The 18451-nt window shown below is 72.0% G+C and carries 18 protein-coding genes and 1 pseudogene; 10 read left to right on the plus strand and 9 right to left on the minus strand.

Annotated elements, in window-relative coordinates; all coding sequences use genetic code 11:
• Positions 1–69: 69 nt before the first annotated feature.
• Together QP939_RS42075 and QP939_RS42080 are read right to left on the minus strand one after the other, a co-directional pair.
• Entirely contained in the window at positions 70–1143 is a 1074-nt protein-coding gene (locus QP939_RS42075; RefSeq protein ID WP_285459970.1) for an IS110 family RNA-guided transposase, read from the minus strand.
• A gap of 231 nt (positions 1144–1374) precedes the next feature.
• Positions 1375–2325, minus strand: coding sequence for a pentapeptide repeat-containing protein (locus tag QP939_RS42080; RefSeq protein WP_285452258.1), 951 nt, complete (start codon positions 2323–2325; stop codon positions 1375–1377).
• Between the two features lie 54 nt (positions 2326–2379).
• Here QP939_RS42080 and QP939_RS42085 point away from each other — a divergent pair, with 54 nt between their 5' ends.
• A complete protein-coding gene (locus QP939_RS42085) occupies positions 2380–2991 on the plus strand; it encodes a TetR/AcrR family transcriptional regulator (protein ID WP_285452259.1) in 612 nt (203 codons plus the stop codon).
• Between the two features lie 21 nt (positions 2992–3012).
• Here the strand turns inward: QP939_RS42085 and QP939_RS42090 are convergent, their stop codons facing one another.
• Complete coding sequence (locus QP939_RS42090; RefSeq protein ID WP_285452261.1) at positions 3013–3570, minus strand: YceI family protein; 558 nt, start codon at positions 3568–3570, stop codon at positions 3013–3015.
• Between the two features lie 107 nt (positions 3571–3677).
• Here QP939_RS42090 and QP939_RS42095 point away from each other — a divergent pair, with 107 nt between their 5' ends.
• Genes QP939_RS42095 through QP939_RS42105 form a run of 3 tightly spaced genes read left to right on the plus strand, consistent with a single transcriptional unit; the run spans position 3678 to position 5931 of the window.
• Complete coding sequence (locus tag QP939_RS42095) at positions 3678–4154, plus strand: MarR family winged helix-turn-helix transcriptional regulator (RefSeq protein ID WP_285452263.1); 477 nt, start codon at positions 3678–3680, stop codon at positions 4152–4154.
• A gap of 7 nt (positions 4155–4161) precedes the next feature.
• Entirely contained in the window at positions 4162–5148 is a 987-nt protein-coding gene (locus tag QP939_RS42100; protein ID WP_285452265.1) for a glutathione S-transferase family protein, read from the plus strand.
• An 18-nt stretch (positions 5149–5166) separates the two neighbouring features.
• The gene (locus QP939_RS42105) at positions 5167–5931 is read left to right on the plus strand and encodes an SDR family NAD(P)-dependent oxidoreductase (RefSeq protein WP_285452266.1); all 765 of its coding nucleotides are present in this window, start codon (positions 5167–5169) and stop codon (positions 5929–5931) included.
• Here QP939_RS42105 and QP939_RS42110 read toward each other — a convergent pair whose 3' ends face one another.
• Positions 5932–6546, minus strand: a complete 615-nt coding sequence (locus QP939_RS42110) for a winged helix-turn-helix transcriptional regulator (protein WP_285452267.1) — start codon at positions 6544–6546, stop codon at positions 5932–5934.
• 61 nt (positions 6547–6607) lie between these two features.
• On the opposite strand from QP939_RS42110, the gene QP939_RS42115 reads away from it, so the two are divergent.
• Both QP939_RS42115 and QP939_RS42120 read left to right on the plus strand, forming a co-directional pair.
• Positions 6608–7396, plus strand: coding sequence for a maleylpyruvate isomerase N-terminal domain-containing protein (locus QP939_RS42115; RefSeq protein ID WP_285452269.1), 789 nt, complete (start codon positions 6608–6610; stop codon positions 7394–7396).
• 257 nt (positions 7397–7653) lie between these two features.
• Positions 7654–8784, plus strand: a complete 1131-nt coding sequence (locus QP939_RS42120; RefSeq protein ID WP_285452271.1) for an epoxide hydrolase family protein — start codon at positions 7654–7656, stop codon at positions 8782–8784.
• Here the strand turns inward: QP939_RS42120 and QP939_RS42125 are convergent.
• Positions 8781–9362, minus strand: coding sequence for an LmrA/YxaF family transcription factor (locus tag QP939_RS42125; RefSeq protein WP_434219688.1), 582 nt, complete (start codon positions 9360–9362; stop codon positions 8781–8783). The genes QP939_RS42120 and QP939_RS42125 overlap by 4 nt on opposite strands.
• Positions 9244–9894, minus strand: coding sequence for a GNAT family N-acetyltransferase (locus tag QP939_RS42130; RefSeq protein ID WP_285452272.1), 651 nt, complete (start codon positions 9892–9894; stop codon positions 9244–9246). The genes QP939_RS42125 and QP939_RS42130 overlap by 119 nt, the downstream gene beginning before the upstream one ends.
• 255 nt (positions 9895–10149) lie before the next feature.
• Here QP939_RS42130 and rox point away from each other — a divergent pair, with 255 nt between their 5' ends.
• From rox to QP939_RS42145, 3 genes are all read left to right on the plus strand, one after another.
• The gene (gene rox / locus QP939_RS42135; protein WP_285452273.1) at positions 10150–11577 is read left to right on the plus strand and encodes a rifampin monooxygenase; all 1428 of its coding nucleotides are present in this window, start codon (positions 10150–10152) and stop codon (positions 11575–11577) included.
• 29 nt (positions 11578–11606) lie between these two features.
• Positions 11607–13808, plus strand: coding sequence for an RNA polymerase recycling motor ATPase HelR (helR, locus tag QP939_RS42140; RefSeq protein WP_285452274.1), 2202 nt, complete (start codon positions 11607–11609; stop codon positions 13806–13808).
• Positions 13809–13880: 72 nt separating this feature from the next.
• Complete coding sequence (locus tag QP939_RS42145; protein ID WP_285452275.1) at positions 13881–14480, plus strand: hypothetical protein; 600 nt, start codon at positions 13881–13883, stop codon at positions 14478–14480.
• A 71-nt stretch (positions 14481–14551) separates the two neighbouring features.
• Here the strand turns inward: QP939_RS42145 and QP939_RS42150 are convergent, their stop codons facing one another.
• A complete protein-coding gene (locus QP939_RS42150) occupies positions 14552–15736 on the minus strand; it encodes an MFS transporter (protein WP_285452276.1) in 1185 nt (394 codons plus the stop codon).
• 68 nt (positions 15737–15804) lie between these two features.
• Here QP939_RS42150 and QP939_RS42155 point away from each other — a divergent pair, with 68 nt between their 5' ends.
• On the plus strand, positions 15805–16773 hold the full coding sequence (locus QP939_RS42155; protein WP_285452277.1) for an ArsR/SmtB family transcription factor: 969 nt from the start codon (positions 15805–15807) through the stop codon (positions 16771–16773).
• A gap of 39 nt (positions 16774–16812) precedes the next feature.
• Here the strand turns inward: QP939_RS42155 and QP939_RS42160 are convergent.
• Together QP939_RS42160 and QP939_RS42165 are read right to left on the minus strand one after the other, a co-directional pair.
• Positions 16813–17088: pseudogene (locus tag QP939_RS42160) on the minus strand (IS481 family transposase); the annotation flags it as partial.
• A 125-nt stretch (positions 17089–17213) separates the two neighbouring features.
• Positions 17214–18440, minus strand: coding sequence for a hypothetical protein (locus QP939_RS42165; protein WP_285452278.1), 1227 nt, complete (start codon positions 18438–18440; stop codon positions 17214–17216).
• Positions 18441–18451: the final 11 nt, after the last annotated feature.

An 18451-nucleotide genomic window follows, 5' to 3' on the forward strand; every position in this document is an offset into this window, starting at 1 on the left:
GCCCGCCCGCGGGTCTTGAATGAGTCATTCAGGACCTCCGACGCCCTGAATGAGATGCTCCTATGGATGTCAAGTGGCGGGTTCGGGGTCGCGTGTGGTGATGATCTGGTAGAGCTCGCGCGCGACGTAGCGTTTGAGGCAGCGGATGATCTCTTTTTTGGTTAAGCCTTGAGCGGTGCGTCGTTCGACGTAGGCGCGGGTGCGGTCATCCCAGCGCAGGCGGGTGAGGACGACACGGTAGAGGGCGGCGTTGGCTTGCCGGTCGCCGCCGCGGTTGAGGCGGTGGCGGGTGGTTTTGCCGGATGAGGCCGGGATTGGGGCGACGCCGCAGAGCATGGCGAACGCGGCTTCGGATGTGAGCCGGTCGTGGTTTTCCCCGGCGGTGACCAGGAGCTGGCCGGCGACGTCGGTGCCGACGCCGGGGACGGCGAGCAGGCGTGGGCTGATGGTGGCCGCCAAGGGCGCCAGAAGCTGGTCGAGATCGGTGATTTCGGTGGTGAGCTGCTGGTGGCGGCGGGCCAGGGAGCGCAGGGCGAGCCGGGTGGCGGTGGCCGGGGATGCGGTGTCGGTGCGGTCGGGGCGCCATCCTGCGCAGGTGGTGATCAGTGCCGGGAGCTTCAGGTGGCGGAGGTGCTCGCGTAGCGGGTCGGGTGCGGTGACGATCAGGGCCCTGATCTGGCGCTGGGTGTCGGCGCGCTGCTCGACGGCGCTGCGGCGGGCGACCCGCAGGGTGCGCAGTGCCTCGATGCGGCCGTCTCGTTGCTTGGGGGTCGCGGTGCGTTCTGCGGCCAGGGCTGTCTTGGCGGCGGCGATCGCGTCGATCGGGTCGGACTTGCCCTGGAACCGGCGGGTTTTGCGGTGGGGGCGGTCGACCTCGATGATCTCGACCTGTTTGCGGTGCAGCTGCCGGGCCAGTCCGGCTCCGTAGGCTCCGGTGCCTTCGACCCCGACCCGTGTTAGTCGTCCGAACGTGTGCATCCAGTCCAGCAGGGCGGCGTACCCGGCCGGGTCGGCGGGGAACTGCCGGGTCCCCAGGCCCCGTCCGATCGGGTCGATCACGGCTGCGGTGTGGGTGTCGAGGTGGGTGTCGACGCCACCGGTGACCTCGGGCGGTTGCCGGGGGTGGGGTGCGATAGTGGGCATTGTCGTCCTGTCGTTGCTGACCGTGGGCAGGGCGGCACGCACCAGCCGGGCAACGCGGGACAAGACAGAGATGGGGCCTCTGGCCAGGCTCCTATGAAGTCACCAACGCCCGTCCGGTGAGTGCGCGAGCACCTCCCGGCCGGGGGCGACAGATCTCGGTAAAGACCCGGAGTCAGTCATTCAAAGGGTCAGGCCCCGGCGGGAGGTGCTCACCCACATCCTCTCTGTCATTCAAGACCGCCGGGGCGGGCGCAAGTCGGCCCACTGCCCCGGCTTGCGCGGCCGGGACGGGCCGAGCGTCCAGCCCGGCGGCCAGGTCCGGACCACGTGCACGTCCGTCCGGGCACGCGTCCCGGTGAAGTCGAAGCCCTCGGCCGTCACCGCCGTGAAGTCGGCGTGCCCGCTGAACCGGGCTTCGCCGAAGACGGCGTCGGCGAACCGGGCGCCGCGGAACGTCGTCCGGCCCGCGAAACCCACGTCCACGAACGAGACATCGGCGAACTCGGCCGACGAAAAGTCCGTGCGCGCCGAGAACCGGACGCCGTCGAACCACATCGGGCCGCCCGCGGTGACGCCGTCGAACGCCGCCGTGGCGGTGAAGACGACGTCCTCGAAGTCGGCGCCGGTCTCGAACCGCGCACCACGGAAGAAGGCGTGCCGGGTGAACCGCGCGCCTGCGAAGCTCACCAGCCCGGTGCAGATCAGGTCGTCGAACCGGGCGTCACCGGCGAACCACACCTCGTGGAAGACGGCGTCGCGGACTTCGAGGCCTCGCAGGTCCACCCGGTGGAGCTGGAAATCCTCCACGTGGAGGTCCATGCCCGGCCAGAACCGCGGCGAGGTGGGGCTCAGGTGCGGCCGCAGCAGGTCCCAGACCTCGGCCTGCCACGCGGCCCACTCGGGCCACACGTGGCTGAGGTGGGCGACGAGCTCGTCGACGCACTCCTGCCGCAGTTCCGGGTCGGCGTCCGCCTCCTCGGCCAGTTCCCCGAGGCCGCGCAGGCGATCGGCGCGTTCGTCGGCCATCAGCCGCGCGGTGACTTCGGCGTCCACCGGCTCCGGCGGCGCCGCCGGGGTGACCACCTGCGCGGGCGCGTCCCGGCGCAGTCGCCACCACGCGGTGATCGCGCCCGAGACGGCGCTGACCACCGCCACGTACGCGAAGGGGGTCACGGTGGACATGCCCGGATTGTCGCGTCCCCGGCACGATTCGCGACACCGGTTTAAAGTGGACCGGTGAGTCCAACGACGAAGCTGACCCCGAAGGGCGCCGCGACGCGGCAGCGGATCATCGAAGGCGCCGCCGCGGAGATCCGCGAGCGCGGGGTCGCCGTCACCACGCTCGACGACGTCCGGGCGCGCACCGGCACCAGCAAGAGCCAGCTGTTCCACTACTTCCCGGACGGCAAGGACAGGCTCCTGCTGGCCGTCGCCCGGTACGAAGCCGACCAGGTCCTCGCCGTCCAGCAGCCGCAGCTGGGCGGCCTGACGTCGTGGGCCGCGTGGCGGCGCTGGCGCGACACCGTCGTCTCGCACTACCGCGGGCGCGGGCAGCACTGCCCGCTCAACGTCCTGATCTCCCAGCTCGGCCGGGTGACGCCGGGCGCGCAGGCCGTGGTGAGCGAGATGCTGCGGCGCTGGCAGGACGAAATCGCCGCCGGCGTCCGGCACCTGCAGGGCACCGGCGAGATCGGCCCGCAGCTGGACGCCGAACGCGGGGCGGCCGCCCTGCTGGCGGGCATCCAGGGCGGCGTCGTGGTGATGCTTTCGACCGGGCGCATCGACCACCTCGAAGCGGCGCTCGACGTCGGGATCGAAAACCTGAAGGCGAGCGGGAACCGGGCCTGACGCCGGTTCCCGCTCCCCGGCTCAGGCGGACTTGATCGCGGAGATCTCGAACTCCAGGGTGACCTTGTCGCTGACCAGGACACCGCCGGTCTCCAGGGCGGCGTTCCAGGTGATGCCGTAGTCCTTGCGGCTGATCGTGGTCGAGCCCTCGAAGCCGATCCGGTCGTTGCCGAACGGGTCCTTGGCCGAGCCCTCGAACTCGAACGGGACGGTGACCGAACGGGTCACGTCCTTGATCGTCAGGTCGCCGGTCACGTCGAAGCTCGTGTCGCCGGTCTGCTTGATCTCGGTCGAGGTGAAGGTGATCTGCGGGTACTCGTCCATCGACAGGAAGTCGTTGCTCTTCAGGTGACCGTCGCGGTCGGCGTTGCGCGTGTCGATGCTGTGCGCCTGGATCGTCACCTGGACCGACGACTTCTCGGGCGCGTCGCCGTCGATGGTGGCGGTGCCGGCGAACTCGTTGAAGCTGCCGCGGACCTTGGTCACCATCGCGTGCCGGGCGACGAACCCGATCCGCGAGTGGGCGGCGTCCAGGGTGTACTCGCCGGTCAGCTGGGGGTAGGTGGTCGCGGTGGTCATGACTTTGCTTCTCCTCTGCGTGGTGTCCCCCCGGGTGATTGAGGGCTCAACAACATTGTACTCAATTTGGCTGGTTGCGCAAGCAAGCTTTCGCTAGACTGACCGGTATGGGTGACCTGACCGCGCTCGACCAGGACGAAGCGGCGTTCTGGCGACCGCTGATCCGCGTCGCGACCGTGCTGCCGCGCGCGCTCGAAGACCAGTTCCTGCCCGAGACCGGGCTCACCGTCTCCGACTACGGGGTGCTCGTCGCCCTGTCCGAGGCCCCCGACCACCTGCTCCGCATCTCGGCCCTGGCGGCGACGACCGCGCTGTCGCTGAGCCGGATCAGCCGGGTGGTCGACGACCTCACCCGCCGCGGGCTGGTCGAGAAGCGCCGCTGCCCCGAAGACGGGCGCGCGGCCAACGCCGTGCTGACCGACGCGGGATTGGCCAAACTGAAGGCGGCCTACCCGAGCCACCTCAGCCGCGTCCGCGCGTCGGTGTTCGCCCACCTGAGCACCGAAGACATCCGCACGGCCGGGCCGGTGCTGGCCCGGCTGGCCGCGGCGCTCGACGCCGCTCCCCCATCCGACGACTGCTGAGGACGCGATGAGCGACAAGGGCGAGTACCGCCGCGACCAGAACTACATCCCCGACCGCATCACCGCCGACGGCCGCGACGGCTGGCCGGTCGAAGCCGGCCGCTACCGGCTGGTCGTCGCGCGCGCGTGCCCGTGGGCGAACCGCGCGGTGATCGTGCGGCGGCTGCTCGGCCTGGAGCCGGTACTGTCGATGGGCATCGCCGGGCCGGTCCACGACGAGCGGAGCTGGAGCTTCGACCTCGATCCCGGCGGCCGCGACCCGGTGCTCGGCATCGAGCGGCTGCAGGAGGCGTTCTTCAAGCGCGACCCGGAGTACCCGCGCGGCATCACGGTGCCGGCGTTCGTCGACATCCCGAGCGGCCAGGTCGTCACCAACGACTTCGCGCAGATGACGCTCGACATGTCCACCGAATGGGTCGCCTACCACCGCGAAGGCGCGCCCGAGCTGTATCCCGAAAAGCTGCGGGACGAGATCGACGACGTCGCGCGGAAAGTGTTCACCGACGTCAACAACGCCGTGTACCAGTGCGGGTTCGCGCGCTCGCAGGAAGCGTACGAACACGCCTACCACAAGCTGTTCAACCGCCTCGACTGGCTTTCGGAGCGGCTCGCGAACCAGCGTTACCTGGTCGGCGACACGATCACCGAGGCCGACGTCCGGCTGTTCACCACGCTCGTCCGGTTCGACGCGGTGTACCACGGCCACTTCAAGTGCAACCGGCAGAAGCTCACCGAGCTGCCGGGGCTGTGGGCCTACACGCGCGACCTGTTCCAGACGCCCGGGTTCGGCGACACGATCGACTTCGCGCAGATCAAGGAGCACTACTACGTGGTGCACAAGAACGTGAACCCGACCGGGATCGTGCCGCTGGGGCCGGACGTGTCCGGCTGGCTGACCCCGCACGACCGCGAGCAGCTCGGCGGCCGCCCGTTCGGCGACGGGACCCCGCCGCCCCCGCCGCCGGTGTCGGAACGGGTGCCCGAACTCGCCTGACTGGCTACGGTGATCGCCATGGACCGCTTGCGCGATCGCCGGATCCTGGTCACCGGCGCGGGCTCCGGCATCGGCCGGGCCACCACGCTCCGCCTGCTCTCGGAAGGGGCCCGGGTCGTCGCCACCGACGTCACGGGGCTCGACCTGCCGCCGGCGCCCGGGTTGTCGATGGTGACCATGGACGTCGCCGACGAGGACTCGGTCGCCGCGGGCACGGCCGCGGCCGTCGAGACGCTGGGCGGACTCGACGTGCTGGTCAACGCGGCCGGCATCCTGCTGGCGTCGCACACGCACGAGACGTCGCTGGAGCTGTGGAACCGGGTGCTGGCGGTGAACCTGACGGGCACGTTCCTGGTGACGCGCGCGGCCCTGCCATCGCTGCTGGAGAGCGGCAAGGGTGTGGTGGTGAACTTCAGTTCGACGTCGGCGTCGTTCGCGCACCCGTACATGGCGGCTTACTGCGCGAGCAAGGGCGGCATCCAGGCGTTCACGCATTCGCTGGCGCTGGAGTACAGCAAGCAGGGGCTGCGCGCGGTGAGCGTCGCCCCGGGGAGCGTGAAGAGCGGCATCACGGACTCGGCGGCGAGCTGGCTGCCGCAGGACGTGGACTTTTCGCTGTTCGGGCGGCTGCTGCCGATCCTCCCGACGGGCCTGACGACGGAGGTGGGAAACCCGGTGGCCCGCCCGGAAGCGGTGGCGGGCGTGGTGGCGATGCTGGCGTCGGACGACGGCGAGTTCATCACGGGCACGGAGATCCGCGTGGACGGCGGCACGCACACCTGATCAGGCGCGGCTGAAGACGGCCCGGACGGCGCTTTCGTCTCCTTCGACGTCGACGAGGCCCGCGGTGCCGTCGAAGGTGAGCACGCCCGCCGCGAGCCCGAGCACGATCGGCGCGTCCGCACGCAGGACGGCCTCGAGGTCGCGGCCGTCGTGCCGGCCGACCTCGGCACCGGTGCGGGTCGAGCGCACCTGGAGCAGGTCGTCGCCGACGGCGATTCCCACCGTCGCGGGCCGGGATCCGGTGAGCAGCGCGGGGAGGGCGACGGCGAGCCAGTCGACGCGGAAGTGGTCACCGCCCGGCCCGCTCGTCATGCGCGGCGTGGACCAGCGGATGAGGCCTTCGACCGGCTCCCGCAGTTCGGCGCCCCACGGGGTGAGGGCGTACACGACGGCGTTGCCCTCGTCGGCGGATCGCCGCTCGACGACGCCCGCGAATTCGAGGTCGCGCAGCCGGTCGGCGAGCAGGTTCGTGGCCACGCCGGGCAGCCCGTCGAGCAGGTCGCGGTAGCGGGCGGGACCGACCAGGAGCTGCCGGACGACGAGCAGGTTCCACCGGTCCCCCACGACGTCGAGCGCCCGCGCGAGCCCGCAGTACTGGCCGTAGCTCCGACTCATCCGTCCACTTTACATTCTCAAGTGGACGTGCCACCATCCGGCGGAACCGGAGGAGGGGCCGATGACCGAGCTGGACGAGATCCGTGCGGCGGTGCGGGAGGTCGTCCCCGATGTGGTCGACCTGGTTCGCCGCATCCCCGACAGGGCGGCCCCCTGGATCGGCACTTGGACCGTCGCCGACGTCGCGGCCCACCTCTCGCACGTCTTCCGCTTCGACATCGACGCCATCGCCGGAAACCCGGTGCCGGAAGCTGTCGTGACGGCACCGGGCATGGCCGAACTCAACGCGAAACTCCTCGCGGACGACGGGGACCGGGACCCGGCCGTCCTCGCCGATCGTCTCGCCGCCCTGGCCGACGGGTTCGACGACGTCGCGGTGGAAGCACCGCACGTCGACTGGCTGCAAGGTGTTCCGCTGCCGCCGTCGGTCGTCGCGGGTCACGTCCTCGAGGAGTGCCTGATCCACGGGCACGACATCGCCGCGGCGACCGGGCGCCCGTGGCCGATCCGGCGGCGGCACGCCCTGCTGGCGATCGAGGGCGGCGTGCTGCCGCTCATCGCTGCCCTGCCGCCCACGGCGTTCGTCAAAGAGGGCAGCGACTTCCGGGGGCGCATCGAGGTCCGCCTGCGTGGCGGCGGCCGCACCGTGCTCGACTTCGACCGCGGCTGCCTGACCCTCGGCACCGGCTGCCTCGCCGACGCCTACCTCCGGGCCGACCCCGCGGCGCTCATGCTGGTCTTCATCGGACGGCAGAGTCTGGTCAAGCCGCTGCTCGGCGGCAAGTTCGCCGCGTTCGGGCCGCGGCCGTGGAAGCTCCTCGGCATGCTCGACGCCATCAATCCCCCGTGACGGCGGCGACTCCACGTCGAAGGCGACGTCGAGCATGCCCACGACGAACGCCACGACCCGCGGGCAGCCCGCGCCCGCTTGGCCGATGCCCGCCGGTCGCAGCCAGGGCCGCGGCGTCGCGAATGACCCATTCGGGACCGCCAGCGCCGCCAATGACTCATTCGCGACCCTCGCCGCGCCGCCCCCTCGGGACTTCGCCGGCGCTTCTCAGCCAATGCGGACCGGAACTGTCCTACACCCGCGAGAGGGTGCGGGGCATGGAACCCTTCCGCATCGACGTCCCGCAGGCCGACCTCGACGAACTGCACCACCGGCTCGCCCGCACCCGCTGGCCCGGCGAGCTGCCCGGCGCCGGGTGGGACTACGGCGTCAGCGAGCCCTACCTCGCCGAGCTCGTCTCGTACTGGCGGGACGGCTTCGAGTGGCGGGCGCAGGAAGCGCGGCTCAACGCCCACCCGCAGTTCACCACCACCATCGACGGCCAGCGCGTGCACTTCCTCCACGTCCGCTCGCCCGAGCCCGACGCGACGCCCCTGATCCTCACCCACGGCTGGCCGAGCACGGTCGCCGACTTCCTCGACCTCCTCGGCCCGCTCACCGACCCGCGCGCCCACGGCGGCGACCCGGCCGACGCCTTCCACGTCGTCGCGCCGTCGGTGCCCGGCTTCGCGTTCTCCGGCCCGACCCGCGAGCGCGGCTGGAACACGCGGCGGGTCGCGCGGGCGTGGGCCGAGCTGATGCGGCGGCTCGGGTACGAGCGCTACGGTGCCCAGGGCGGCGACTTCGGCAGCATCGTCTCCCCCGAGCTGGGCCGGGTCGCGCCGGAGGCGGTGCTCGGCGTGCACGTCAACGCCGTCGCGAACGCCGGTGTCCCGACCGCACCCGGCGACCTCGAGCGGCTGTCCGAAGCGGACCGGAAGGTCGCGAAGGAGAACGAAGCGTGGTGGTACGGCCATTCCGGCTACGCCACGCAGATGGCGACCCGGCCGCAGACCCTGGCCTACGCGCTCAACGACTCCCCCGCCGGGCAGCTGGCGTGGAACCTGGAGTGGTTCGTGGACTGGGACCCCGCCGCCACCGAGCAGACTCCGGTGTCGCGCGACGCGATCCTCACGAACGTGACGATCTTCTGGCTCACCGGCACCGCGGGCTCGGCCGCGCGCCTCTACCTCGAGGCGGGCCAGGACGGCTGGGGCGAGCGCCCGGCGCCGTCGGGGGTGCCGACGGCGGTGGCGAACTTCCGCGGTGACCACGCGATCCGCGGTCTCGCCGCGCTGTCCAACACGATCACCCGGTGGACGGAGTACGACACCGGCGGCCACTTCGCGTCGCTGCAGGCGCCGGAGGAGCTGGTGCGTGACGTCCGGGAGTTCTTCCGCGGCCGCTAGTCCCTTGTGGACGCTCGACGGCGGCGGGGTGCGACGGCGCCGTCGAGCAGCGGCCGCAGCTCCTCGACCACCGTGTCCAGCGGCGCGACGTCCTGGTGCGCCCGCGCCAGGACGATCGCGCCCTCCAGCGCGCTGAGCATCAGGACCGCGAGCGACGCGCTGCGCGCGGACGGCACGCCGAGCTGCTCGAGCGTCTCGGCGACCGGGCGCCGCCAGCCCTCGAAAGCTTTGCCGACGGCTTCGCGGAGGGTGTCGCTGGTCGCCGCGGTGTCGGCGACCGTCGCGACCAGCGGGCAGCCGCCGTCGAAGCCGGTCTCCGTGAACTCGTCGCGCCACTGGGCGGCCATCGCGGCGAAGAGCTTCCCGGGGGTCGGGTCCTCGAGCTTGGCGGCGACGCGGGCGACGCGCCGGGCGGCGTAGTCCCCCGCCCAGGCGATCGCCTCGGAGATCAGCTGGTCCTTACCGCCGGGGAAGTAGTGCTGCAGCGACCCCCGCGGGGCTTCGGCGTGGGCGACCACGTCCCGCAGGCCGGTCGCCCCGACACCCTGGACCCGCACCAGCTGCGCGGCGCTGAGCACCATCCGCTCGCGCGGTGTCCTCGTCATCGGCTGCCTCCTTCATGACGTCCGTCATGGTAGCCCAGTCCGGGACGACGACGGCGAAGTCGCGTTCGCCGCGTTCGTAGGACGGCACCGGGCGGAACCCTTGGCGCAGCAGGAGTGCTTCGGCGCCCTTGTTGCCGGTGCGGACGGTGGCGCGCACGGTCCAGCCCGGCCACCGCCCGGACGCCCACAGCCATCGGCTCAGCGCGTTCCCGATGCCACGTCGCTGCCACGCGTCGGGGACGAGGATCCCGATTTCGGCCTCGCCCGGGGTTTCCGAGACGAAGTTGAGCAGTCCCACCGGCAGGCCGTCCCGGGTGGCCAGCAGGGTGACGCCGGCGAGCAGGAAGCGCTGGTAGCGCTGGAACACCTCCGCGGGGCGAGCCGGGCCGCCCATGAGGAAGCGCTGCCGGAGGCTCTCCGGCGAACAGGCCGCGACCAGCGCAGCGACGCACTCCCGGTCGGCCGGGCGGTCGCCCAGCTCCCGGATCTCCATGACAGCTGTCATAGTCCCATGAGAGCACGATGCGACGCGAAGCACACTATGACGGCTGTCATAGATCACGAGCGCGACGAAGGACCTGAGGTGATGAGAAGGGGTTGATCTGGGAGAACGTCCCGGAGGCCGGAGGGCGGAAAACCACTCCCCTCCATGTCTAACGTATAGCGCACCCCCGGGCTTGCGGCAAGACCCCGGTCGTGCCGCACAATTCTCGGCCGAAGCCACTACCTGCGCGAACGCGGGTGATTCAAGGGGGTCTTTTTGTTCGACGTGATCATCGCCGGCGGCGGGCCGACCGGCGTGATGCTGGCGGCCGAACTGCGCCTGCACGGCGTCGAGGTGCTCGTGCTGGAACGGGACGCGGAGCCGACGAAGGTCGTCCGCGCGCTCGGCCTGCACGCGCGCAGCATCGAGGTGATGGACCAGCGGGGGCTGCTGGAGCGGTTCCTCGAACTGGGCACGAAATACCCGGTCGGGGGTTTCTTCGCCGGAATCCCGAAGCCGTCACCGGAAAAGCTGGACACCGCGCACGGCTACACGCTCGGCATCCACCAGCCCGTCATCGACCGGCTGCTGACCGAGCACGCGCTCGAGCTCGGCGCCGAGATCCGGCGCGGGCACGAGGTCACCGGGCTGAGCCAGGACGAGGAAGGCGTCACGGTCGAGCTGGCCGACGGCTCGCGCGAGCGGGGGCGGTTCCTCGTCGGCTGCGACGGTGGCCGCAGCACCGTGCGCAAGCTGCTCGGTGTCGCGTTCCCCGGTGAGCCCAGCCGGATCGAAACGCTGCTCGGCGAGGTCGAGGTGGGTGTGTCGCGGGAGGTGATCGACACCGCGAACGTCGAGGTCCGCAAGACCCAGAAGCGGTTCGGCTTCATGCCGGTCGAAGGCGGCACCTACCGCGTCGGCGTCCCGGCCGAGGGCGTCGCCGAGGACCGCCGGACGCCGCCGACGCTCGAGGAGCTCAAGGAGCAGCTGCGCAAGACCGCCGGGACCGACTTCGGCGTGCACTCGCCGCGCTGGCTCTCGCGCTTCGGCGACGCGACCCGGCAGGCCGAGCGCTACCGGGTGGGCCGGGTGTTCCTGGCGGGCGACGCGGCGCACGTCCACCCGCCGACCGGCGGGCAGGGGCTCAACCTCGGCGTGCAGGACGCGTTCAACCTGGGGTGGAAGCTCGCCGCCGAGGTCGGCGGGTGGGCACCGGAGGGGCTGCTCGACAGCTACCACGCCGAACGCCACCCGGTGGCCGCCGACGTGCTGAACAACACCCGCGCGCAGATGGAGCTGATGCAGCTGGAGCCGGGCCCGCAGGCGGCGCGGCGGCTGCTCGCGGAGCTGATGGAGTTCGACGAGGTGAACCGCTACCTCACCGAAAAGATCATCGCGACCGGCATCCGCTACGACTTCGGCGACGGCCACCCGCTGCTGGGCAAGCGGCTGCGCGACATCGGCCTCAAGGGCGGGCGCCTCTACTCGCTGCTGCATCAGGGCCGCGGGCTGCTGCTCGACCAGACCGGCGCCCTGTCGGCGGCGGGCTGGGCGGACCGGGTCGACCACGTCGTCGACGTCAGCGAGGAGCTGGACGTGCCCGCGGTGCTGCTGCGCCCGGACGGCCACGTGGCCTGGACCGGGGAAGACGACACCGGACTGGCGGACGCGCTGCGGAAGTGGTTCGGCGCGCCCACCGCCTGAACGCTTTGCTCCGACGACTAAGAGGGATTGTGTCAGCACAGGGGTACGAAGAAGAACTGCGGGCCGAGCGCGCCCACGTGGCAGGGCTCTACGACCGGCTCGACGCCGAACGCGTGCGGGTGAAGAGCGAGTACGAGGCGGCGTTGCGGGGTGACGGCGCGGGCGCGATGGAGCGCGACGTCGGCGTGCGCGCGCTCGGCCGGGAGGTGAAGCGGCTGGACGTCGTGGACAACGGGCTGTGCTTCGGGCGGCTGGACGCCGTCTCCGGCGAGCGGTCCTACATCGGGCGGATCGGCCTGTTCGACCAGGACGACGACTACAAGCCGGTGCTGCTCGACTGGCGGGCGCCCGCGGCGCGCCCGTTCTACACCGCCACCGGCGCGAACCCGGAGGACATGCGGCGGCGGCGCCAGTTCCACACGCGTGGGCGCGCGGTGCTCGGCTTCACCGACGAGGTCCTCGGCCGCCCGGGCGAGGACGGCGACGGCGACCCGGACGCGGCGTTGCTCGCCGCGGTCAACGCGCCGCGTGGGGAGGGCATGCGCGACATCGTCGCGACCATCCAGGCCGAGCAGGACGAGATCATCCGGCTCGACCACCCGGGTGTGCTGGTGATCGAAGGCGGCCCGGGCACCGGGAAGACGGTGGTGGCACTGCACCGCGTCGCCTACCTGCTCTACACGCAGCGGGAGCGGATGGAACGCCACGGCGCGCTCGTCGTCGGGCCGAACCCGGCGTTCCTGCACCACATCGGGCGCGTCCTGCCGTCCCTGGGCGAGACCGACGTCGTGTTCACCACCACCGGCGGCTTCGTGCCGGGCCTGCACGTCACCGCCGAAGACGCCCCGGAAACCGCCCGGCTCAAGGGTTCGCTGAAGATCCTCGACGTGCTGAAGGCCGCGGTCGCCGACCGGCAGCGGCTGCCGGCCGAGCCGATCCCGGTCCAGCTCAAGGACGTCACGGTGCGGATCGACGCGGAGACCGCCGAGTGGGCGCGGCAGGAGGCGCGCGACAGCGGGCTGCCGCACAACGAGGCCCGCGCGGTGTTCACCGACATCGTCACGTACGTGCTCACCGAGCGCGCGATCGGCCGGATCGGCCGGGGCTGGCTGAGCCGCGACGACCGGGAGGAGTGGGAGCAGTTCCGGGCGGGCCTGCTCGCCGAGCTCGCCGCCGACGAGAAGTTCACGGCGGCCCTCGACGAGCTGTGGCCCATCATGACACCGGAACAGCTGCTGGCGGAGCTGTACTCCTCACCGGAGCGGCTGCGCGCGGCCGGGGCCGACCAGACGCTGCTGCGGACCGAAGGCGACGCCTGGACCGTGTCGGACGTGCCGTTGCTCGACGAGCTGGTCGACCTGCTGGGCCGGGACAAGGCGGCCGACAAGGCCGCCGAGCAGGCCGCTCAGCGCGAGCGGCAGGCCGAGGCGGAGTACGCCGAAGGGGTCATGGAGGTGATGAAGCTCGACCGGGAGGAGATGGACGAGGACATCATGCTCTCGGCGGAGAACCTGCTCTACGCCGAGGACCTGGCGGAGCGCTTCGTCGAGCACGACACGCGCACGCTCGTCGAACGCGCGTCCGCGGACCGGGACTGGACCTACCGGCACGTCGTCGTCGACGAGGCGCAGGAACTGTCCGAAATGGACTGGCGGGTGCTGATGCGGCGCTGCCCCGGCCGGTCGTTCACCGTGGTGGGCGACCTCGCGCAGCGCCGGTCGGAAGCCGGGGCGCGGTCGTGGGACGCGGTGCTGGCGCCGTACGTGCCCGGCCGCTGGGTCTACCGGTCCCTGACGGTGAACTACCGCACCCCGGCCGAGATCATGGCCGTCGCCGCCGACGTGCTCGCCGAGTTCGCGCCCGGGGTCAAGGCACCCGATTCGGTCCGCGCGTCCGGCGTGCCGCCGTGGTCGCGGCAGGTCACCGAGGACGAGCTGGCCGCGGCCGTCGAGGAGTTCGTGCGGGAGGAAGCCGGTCGTGAAGGCACCAGCGTCGTGATCGGGCCGCCGGGCGTCCCGGGCGCGGTGCCGCCGTCGGAGACGAAGGGCCTGGAGTTCGACGCCGTCCTCGTGGTCGAGCCGGCCGCGATCCTCGCCGACGGCCCGCGTGGGGCGGCCGAGCTGTACGTGGCGCTCACCCGGGCCACCCAGCGGCTCGGGGTCCTGCACCGGGACCCGTTGCCCCCGGCGCTGAGCGGGCTCGAAGAGCTGCCGGTGGCGGCCCGGCGGTAAGCACGGTTCGGCGGGGCGGAGCGCGGGTACGTTGCGGTGGCCCGCGCTCCCCCCACCGCGAAAGGCGTCCCGATGCAGTTCTACGCCGAACGGCCGATCCGCCGCACCGCCCAGCTCGTCAGCGATCTGCTCGCCGTGTTGCTCGTCGTCTTCGCGGTGTGGCTGGCGACGTCGGTGTACGACGAGGTGATGAAGCTGCGCGCGCCCGGCGACGGGCTCGTCGACGCGGGAACGGGACTGCGCGGGACTTTCGACAACGCCGCGAACTCCGCCGACGGGATCCCGCTCGTCGGGGACGCGCTGGCGAAGGCGCTGCACGGCGGATCGGACGTCGGGACGAGGCTGGCCGACGCGGGCCGCTGGCAGATCGAGGCCGTCGAGAACCTCGCGTGGTGGATGGCGGCGATCATCATCGCGCTGCCCGTGCTGACCCTGGTGGCGACCTGGCTGCCGCTGCGCTGGCACTTCACCCGCCGCGCGACGGCGGCCGCGCGCCTGCGCGCCCTCGGCGACGAAGGTCTGGACCTGCTGGCGTTGCGGGCACTGGCGACGCAGCCGTTGCGGCGGCTGGCTTCCGTGGGCGAGGTCGCGACCGGCTGGCGGCAGCGGGACCGCGACATCATCGAGAAGCTGGCCGGTCACGAACTGGCCCGGCACGGCCTGCAGGCCTGAGGCACCCCGGCCGAGCCGGGCTGAAGGGGACTTTGCTCTCATCAGATGACAGGAAAGTCCCCTTCAGCGCATCAGATGCGATGAACGTCCCCTTCAGCCCGCACCAGGACCGGCAGCGCGGCCACGAGCGCGATCCCCCGCACTGCGCCCGCGACGAGGTACGGCGCGCGCAGGCCCAGCGCGTGCGCCACCAGCCCGCCGACGAGGGTGCCCACCGGGATCAGGCCCCAGCCGAGCAGCCGGTACGCGCTTGTGACGCGGCCGAGCAGCTCGGCCGGGACAAGCTGCTGGCGCAGGCCGACGGTGACGATGTTCCACAGCGTCGTCGCGAAGCCGTTCACCGCGAGGAAAGCGCCGAGCACGAGCGCGCCGGGGCTCAGGCCGACGCCCGCGAACGCGACGACGTTGACCGCCAGCGCGGTGAGAAGCGCCGCCCTGGCCCCGATCCGGGCCACGACGCGCGCGTTGACCAGCCCGCCGAGGACGCTGCCGAGTGCCGCCCCGGCGAGCAGCAGGCCGTAGGCCGCGGTGCCGACGTGCAGCACCTGGGTGGCGAGCAGGACGAGGGTCGCGTTGGCGAGCTGGCCGCCGAAGGTGTTGACGCCGAGCAGCGCGGCCAGCGTCCGCAGCGCCCGGTGCCGCAGCAGCCACGACAGGCCGTCCCGGACGGCGGACCGCGCCGGGCGGCTCCGCGCCTGCCGCGGCAACGTCCGGACCAGGAGCGCGGACCCGGCGAACGAGACGGCGTCGAGCCCGAACGGGAGTGCGGCCGCCACCCCGAAGAGCAGGCTGCCGAGCGGTGGCCCGGCGAACTGCGCGGTGATCGTCGTGATCGCCTGCTGGTGGCCGTTCGCCCGGTGCAGCAACGGTTTCGCCACCAGATCCGGCAGGACGGCCTGCGCCGCCGTGCCGAACACGACGTCGCCCGCGCCGAGCCCGAAGGCGGCGACGGCGAGGACCGGGATCCCGGCGGCACCGCAGGCCACGAGGACCGCGGTCGCGCCGGCCAGCACGGCCTGGCCCGCCTGCGCGCGCCACATCAAACCGGCCCGGTCGTACCGGTCGGCGAGGGCGCCGGCGGGCAGGGAAAGCACCAGCCACGGCAGGAACGCCGCGGTCGAGACGAGCGACACGAGCCTCGGGTCGTGGGTGACCGTGACGGTCAGCAGGGGCACCGCCGCGGTGAACGCGCCGGTGCCGAGGTTGTCGATGCCGGTGGCCCACCACAGCCGCCGGAACGCCTTCGGCAGGGTCATGGTGGGCGATCCTGCTGGCCCGCGCGGGAGTGGGACAGCATTTAGCCCAGCCCTACATACTCGAGGGCATGGCCCTGACGATCGACCTCGACGTCGCGGAGCTGGCGGCGACCCGGTTCGCGATCTCGCCCCTGTCCGAGACGGTGGCGTGCCTGCAGCAGCTGGGCGGGCGCGAGCGGCAGGCGAGCGCGCTGCCGTGGCTGCGCTGGGCGGAGGACGAACTCGCCCGGGCTCCGCTCGACCTACCGTGGACGTGGCCGTTGATCGTCAACGACCGGCCCGGCTGGCCGGAGTTCCTGGTGCCCGCGCCTCGCGGCGCCGGTCCGTCCATCGAGGACGATCTGGCCGCGCTCCGGCGGACCACCGCGCGGCAGGTCCGGCGGAGTCTCGGCCGGGTCTTCGGCACGGAACTCCGCGGGACGACCGCCGAACTCGCCGAGCGGCCGTCGGAGGGGGTGCAGGCGATCGCCGACGAACTGCGGGAGGCGCACGACCGGCTGATCGCCCCGCACTGGCCGCGGATCCGGGCCGTTCTCGACGCCGACGTCGCCCACCGCGCCCGGGTGCTCGCCACCGGCGGCGCCGCGCAGCTGTTCGACGGCCTGCACCCGGACCTGCGCTGGCGCGACGGCGGGCTGCTGCTGACCGGCGACCGCCCGGTGCACCGGGGTCCCGGCGGGCTCGTCCTCATCCCCGTCGTGCTCGGCTCTCCCCACGTGCTGGTCAAGCGGAGCACGTCCACCCAGACGACGATCCGCTACCCGGCCCGCGGCCGCGGCGCCCTGTGGACGGCGGGCACGCAGCCCCCGGCGGACGGCACCGTCCGGCTGCTCGGCCGCGCGCGGGCCGGGCTCCTCGAAGCCCTCCGCTCCCCCGCCACCACGACCGAGCTGGCCCGCGCGCTCGGCGTGACGCCCAGCGCGGTGTCGCAGCACCTGGCCGTCCTGCGCGAAAACGGGCTGGTGGACCGGGACCGTTCCGGGCGCCGGGTGCTGTACCTGACCACGGCGCTCGGAACGTCCCTCCTCGGCGGCTAGCTGTGCTGTCCGGGGAGGTTGGTCAGCCGGGTGATCGGCATTGCGGGGCTTGCCCGGTGTCGCGGCCCGGTTGCGGTCGCCTTGGGCGCGGCCGACGAAGCGGTGTCCGCCGCCGTCGGGGATGGTGCCGAACTTGGTGACATCGACGTGGATCAGCGAGCCGGTGTGGTCGTGTTCGTAGCGGCGCAGGGGTTCGCCGGTGACCCGGTCGATGCGGGTAAGCCGGTTGATCCGGCAGCGCACCAGCACTGCGTGCACGGTCGAGGACGGCAGGTTGAGCCAGCCGGCGATCTGGACCGGGCCCAGCCGGACACGAAGGCCCCCGGTGGACGAAGCGGTTCCTAGACAGCTCCACTTCACAACCGGAGGCCTTCACCTGTCCGCACGACAGGCCACCAACGGGTCACCTCAACCCGGAACAACGTCCCTGGACATCACAGCTAGCCCAGCGAGGACAGCGGCACCGCGAACACCGACCGGCCGCAGACCTGGTCCTTGGCCGCGCAGTCCGCGGTCGACCACTCCGACTGCGACCACACCAGCCCGGTCGACCAGTCGTAGGTCAGCGCCTCCGGGTGGACCGCCCAGCAGGCCGTCGTGGAACCGCAGGTCGCCGACGTGCTCGCCGCCGTCGTCTGGGCCCAGAGCTGGCCGTTGATCGTCGCCGAGCTGTGGGCCACGTACCACTTGCCGTAGTGGGACAGCACGCCCTGCATGTTGCCGACGGAGCTGCGGAACGCCTCGGTCGCGGTGCCGGTCAGCAGGTAGTCCTCGCCCATCGGGAAGCGGTAGAGGCGGCCGTGCTTGGTCTGGTCGGAGAAGTACTCCGTCGTCACGATCGACGCCGGGGACGTGCTGCGGTCCAGCGACAGCGACGAGAAGCACGGCACGCCCGTGTCGGAGTCCATGCTGCAGGTACCGCCGGCGTAGGTGTAGTAGCCGATCTGCATCATCGCGTACTTGTACGTGTAGGCCGCGTAGCCGCCGGAGGTCTTGCCGATCGCGTTCGACGTGGTGTCGGTCATCTGCAGGATGTGCTTGGTGCTGAAGACCCGGATCGCGGTCGAGGTGTTGCCGACGGCGGTCACGTAGATCTTGTCGCCGTACCAGGCCATCCCGCCCATGTGCGCCTTCGCCGCGGTGAAGCTGCTGCCGGTGCTGTTCGGCACGGCCAGGTACAGCATCCGGTGCGCGGCCGAGGCCGGGTCGTCGTAGTTGACCGCCTGGATCCGCGCGTCGTTGTAGCGGCCGAGCGCGTCGGTGCCGTGCCAGCCGGACAGGATGATCTTGTCCGCGCCCCACATGCCGTCGTCGTCGGCGTCACCCGAGGTGGTGATGCCCTGCGGCACCCACGACGTGCTGCCCGCCCGTTCGCTGTCCCAGCACAGGGACTTCGTGGCCACCGGCGCCTTCGGCAGCGCGGCCTTTTCGGCGCTGGTGCAACCGGTCATGGCGTAACTGGGGTCGTTGACGACGGTGTTGAGGCTGACGTTCGGCAGCGCGCTGTCGAGCGCGGTGAGCGCGGCGGCCGGGGTGGCGTGCCACACCAGGCCCTGCTTGGTCGTCGTGGTCAGGGGATCGCTGTAGGCGGCGCTCGCCGTCCCCGGCAGCGCCAGTGCGCCGGCCGCCACGGCCAGCACGAGAAGAACCAGTTTCGGAATTCGCATGGGCGTCATTC

This window comes from Amycolatopsis nalaikhensis (assembly GCF_030264295.1).
In the GTDB taxonomy this organism is placed as follows: domain Bacteria; phylum Actinomycetota; class Actinomycetes; order Mycobacteriales; family Pseudonocardiaceae; genus Amycolatopsis; species Amycolatopsis nalaikhensis.

Bases quoted from the DNA above. Each gene is read 5' to 3' on its own strand.
- QP939_RS42075 (WP_285459970.1), bottom strand. From the start codon at position 1,143: ATGCCCACTATCGCACCCCACCCCCGGCAACCGCCCGAGGTCACCGGT.
- QP939_RS42080 (WP_285452258.1), bottom strand. From the start codon at position 2,325: ATGTCCACCGTGACCCCCTTCGCGTACGTGGCGGTGGTCAGCGCCGTC.
- QP939_RS42090 (WP_285452261.1), bottom strand. From the start codon at position 3,570: ATGACCACCGCGACCACCTACCCCCAGCTGACCGGCGAGTACACCCTG.
- QP939_RS42095 (WP_285452263.1), top strand. From the start codon at position 3,678: ATGGGTGACCTGACCGCGCTCGACCAGGACGAAGCGGCGTTCTGGCGA.
- QP939_RS42100 (WP_285452265.1), top strand. From the start codon at position 4,162: ATGAGCGACAAGGGCGAGTACCGCCGCGACCAGAACTACATCCCCGAC.
- QP939_RS42105 (WP_285452266.1), top strand. From the start codon at position 5,167: ATGGACCGCTTGCGCGATCGCCGGATCCTGGTCACCGGCGCGGGCTCC.
- QP939_RS42110 (WP_285452267.1), bottom strand. From the start codon at position 6,546: ATGAGTCGGAGCTACGGCCAGTACTGCGGGCTCGCGCGGGCGCTCGAC.
- QP939_RS42115 (WP_285452269.1), top strand. From the start codon at position 6,608: ATGACCGAGCTGGACGAGATCCGTGCGGCGGTGCGGGAGGTCGTCCCC.
- QP939_RS42120 (WP_285452271.1), top strand. From the start codon at position 7,654: ATGGAACCCTTCCGCATCGACGTCCCGCAGGCCGACCTCGACGAACTG.
- QP939_RS42130 (WP_285452272.1), bottom strand. From the start codon at position 9,894: ATGACAGCTGTCATGGAGATCCGGGAGCTGGGCGACCGCCCGGCCGAC.
- QP939_RS42145 (WP_285452275.1), top strand. From the start codon at position 13,881: ATGCAGTTCTACGCCGAACGGCCGATCCGCCGCACCGCCCAGCTCGTC.
- QP939_RS42150 (WP_285452276.1), bottom strand. From the start codon at position 15,736: ATGACCCTGCCGAAGGCGTTCCGGCGGCTGTGGTGGGCCACCGGCATC.
- QP939_RS42155 (WP_285452277.1), top strand. From the start codon at position 15,805: ATGGCCCTGACGATCGACCTCGACGTCGCGGAGCTGGCGGCGACCCGG.
- QP939_RS42165 (WP_285452278.1), bottom strand. From the start codon at position 18,440: ATGCGAATTCCGAAACTGGTTCTTCTCGTGCTGGCCGTGGCGGCCGGC.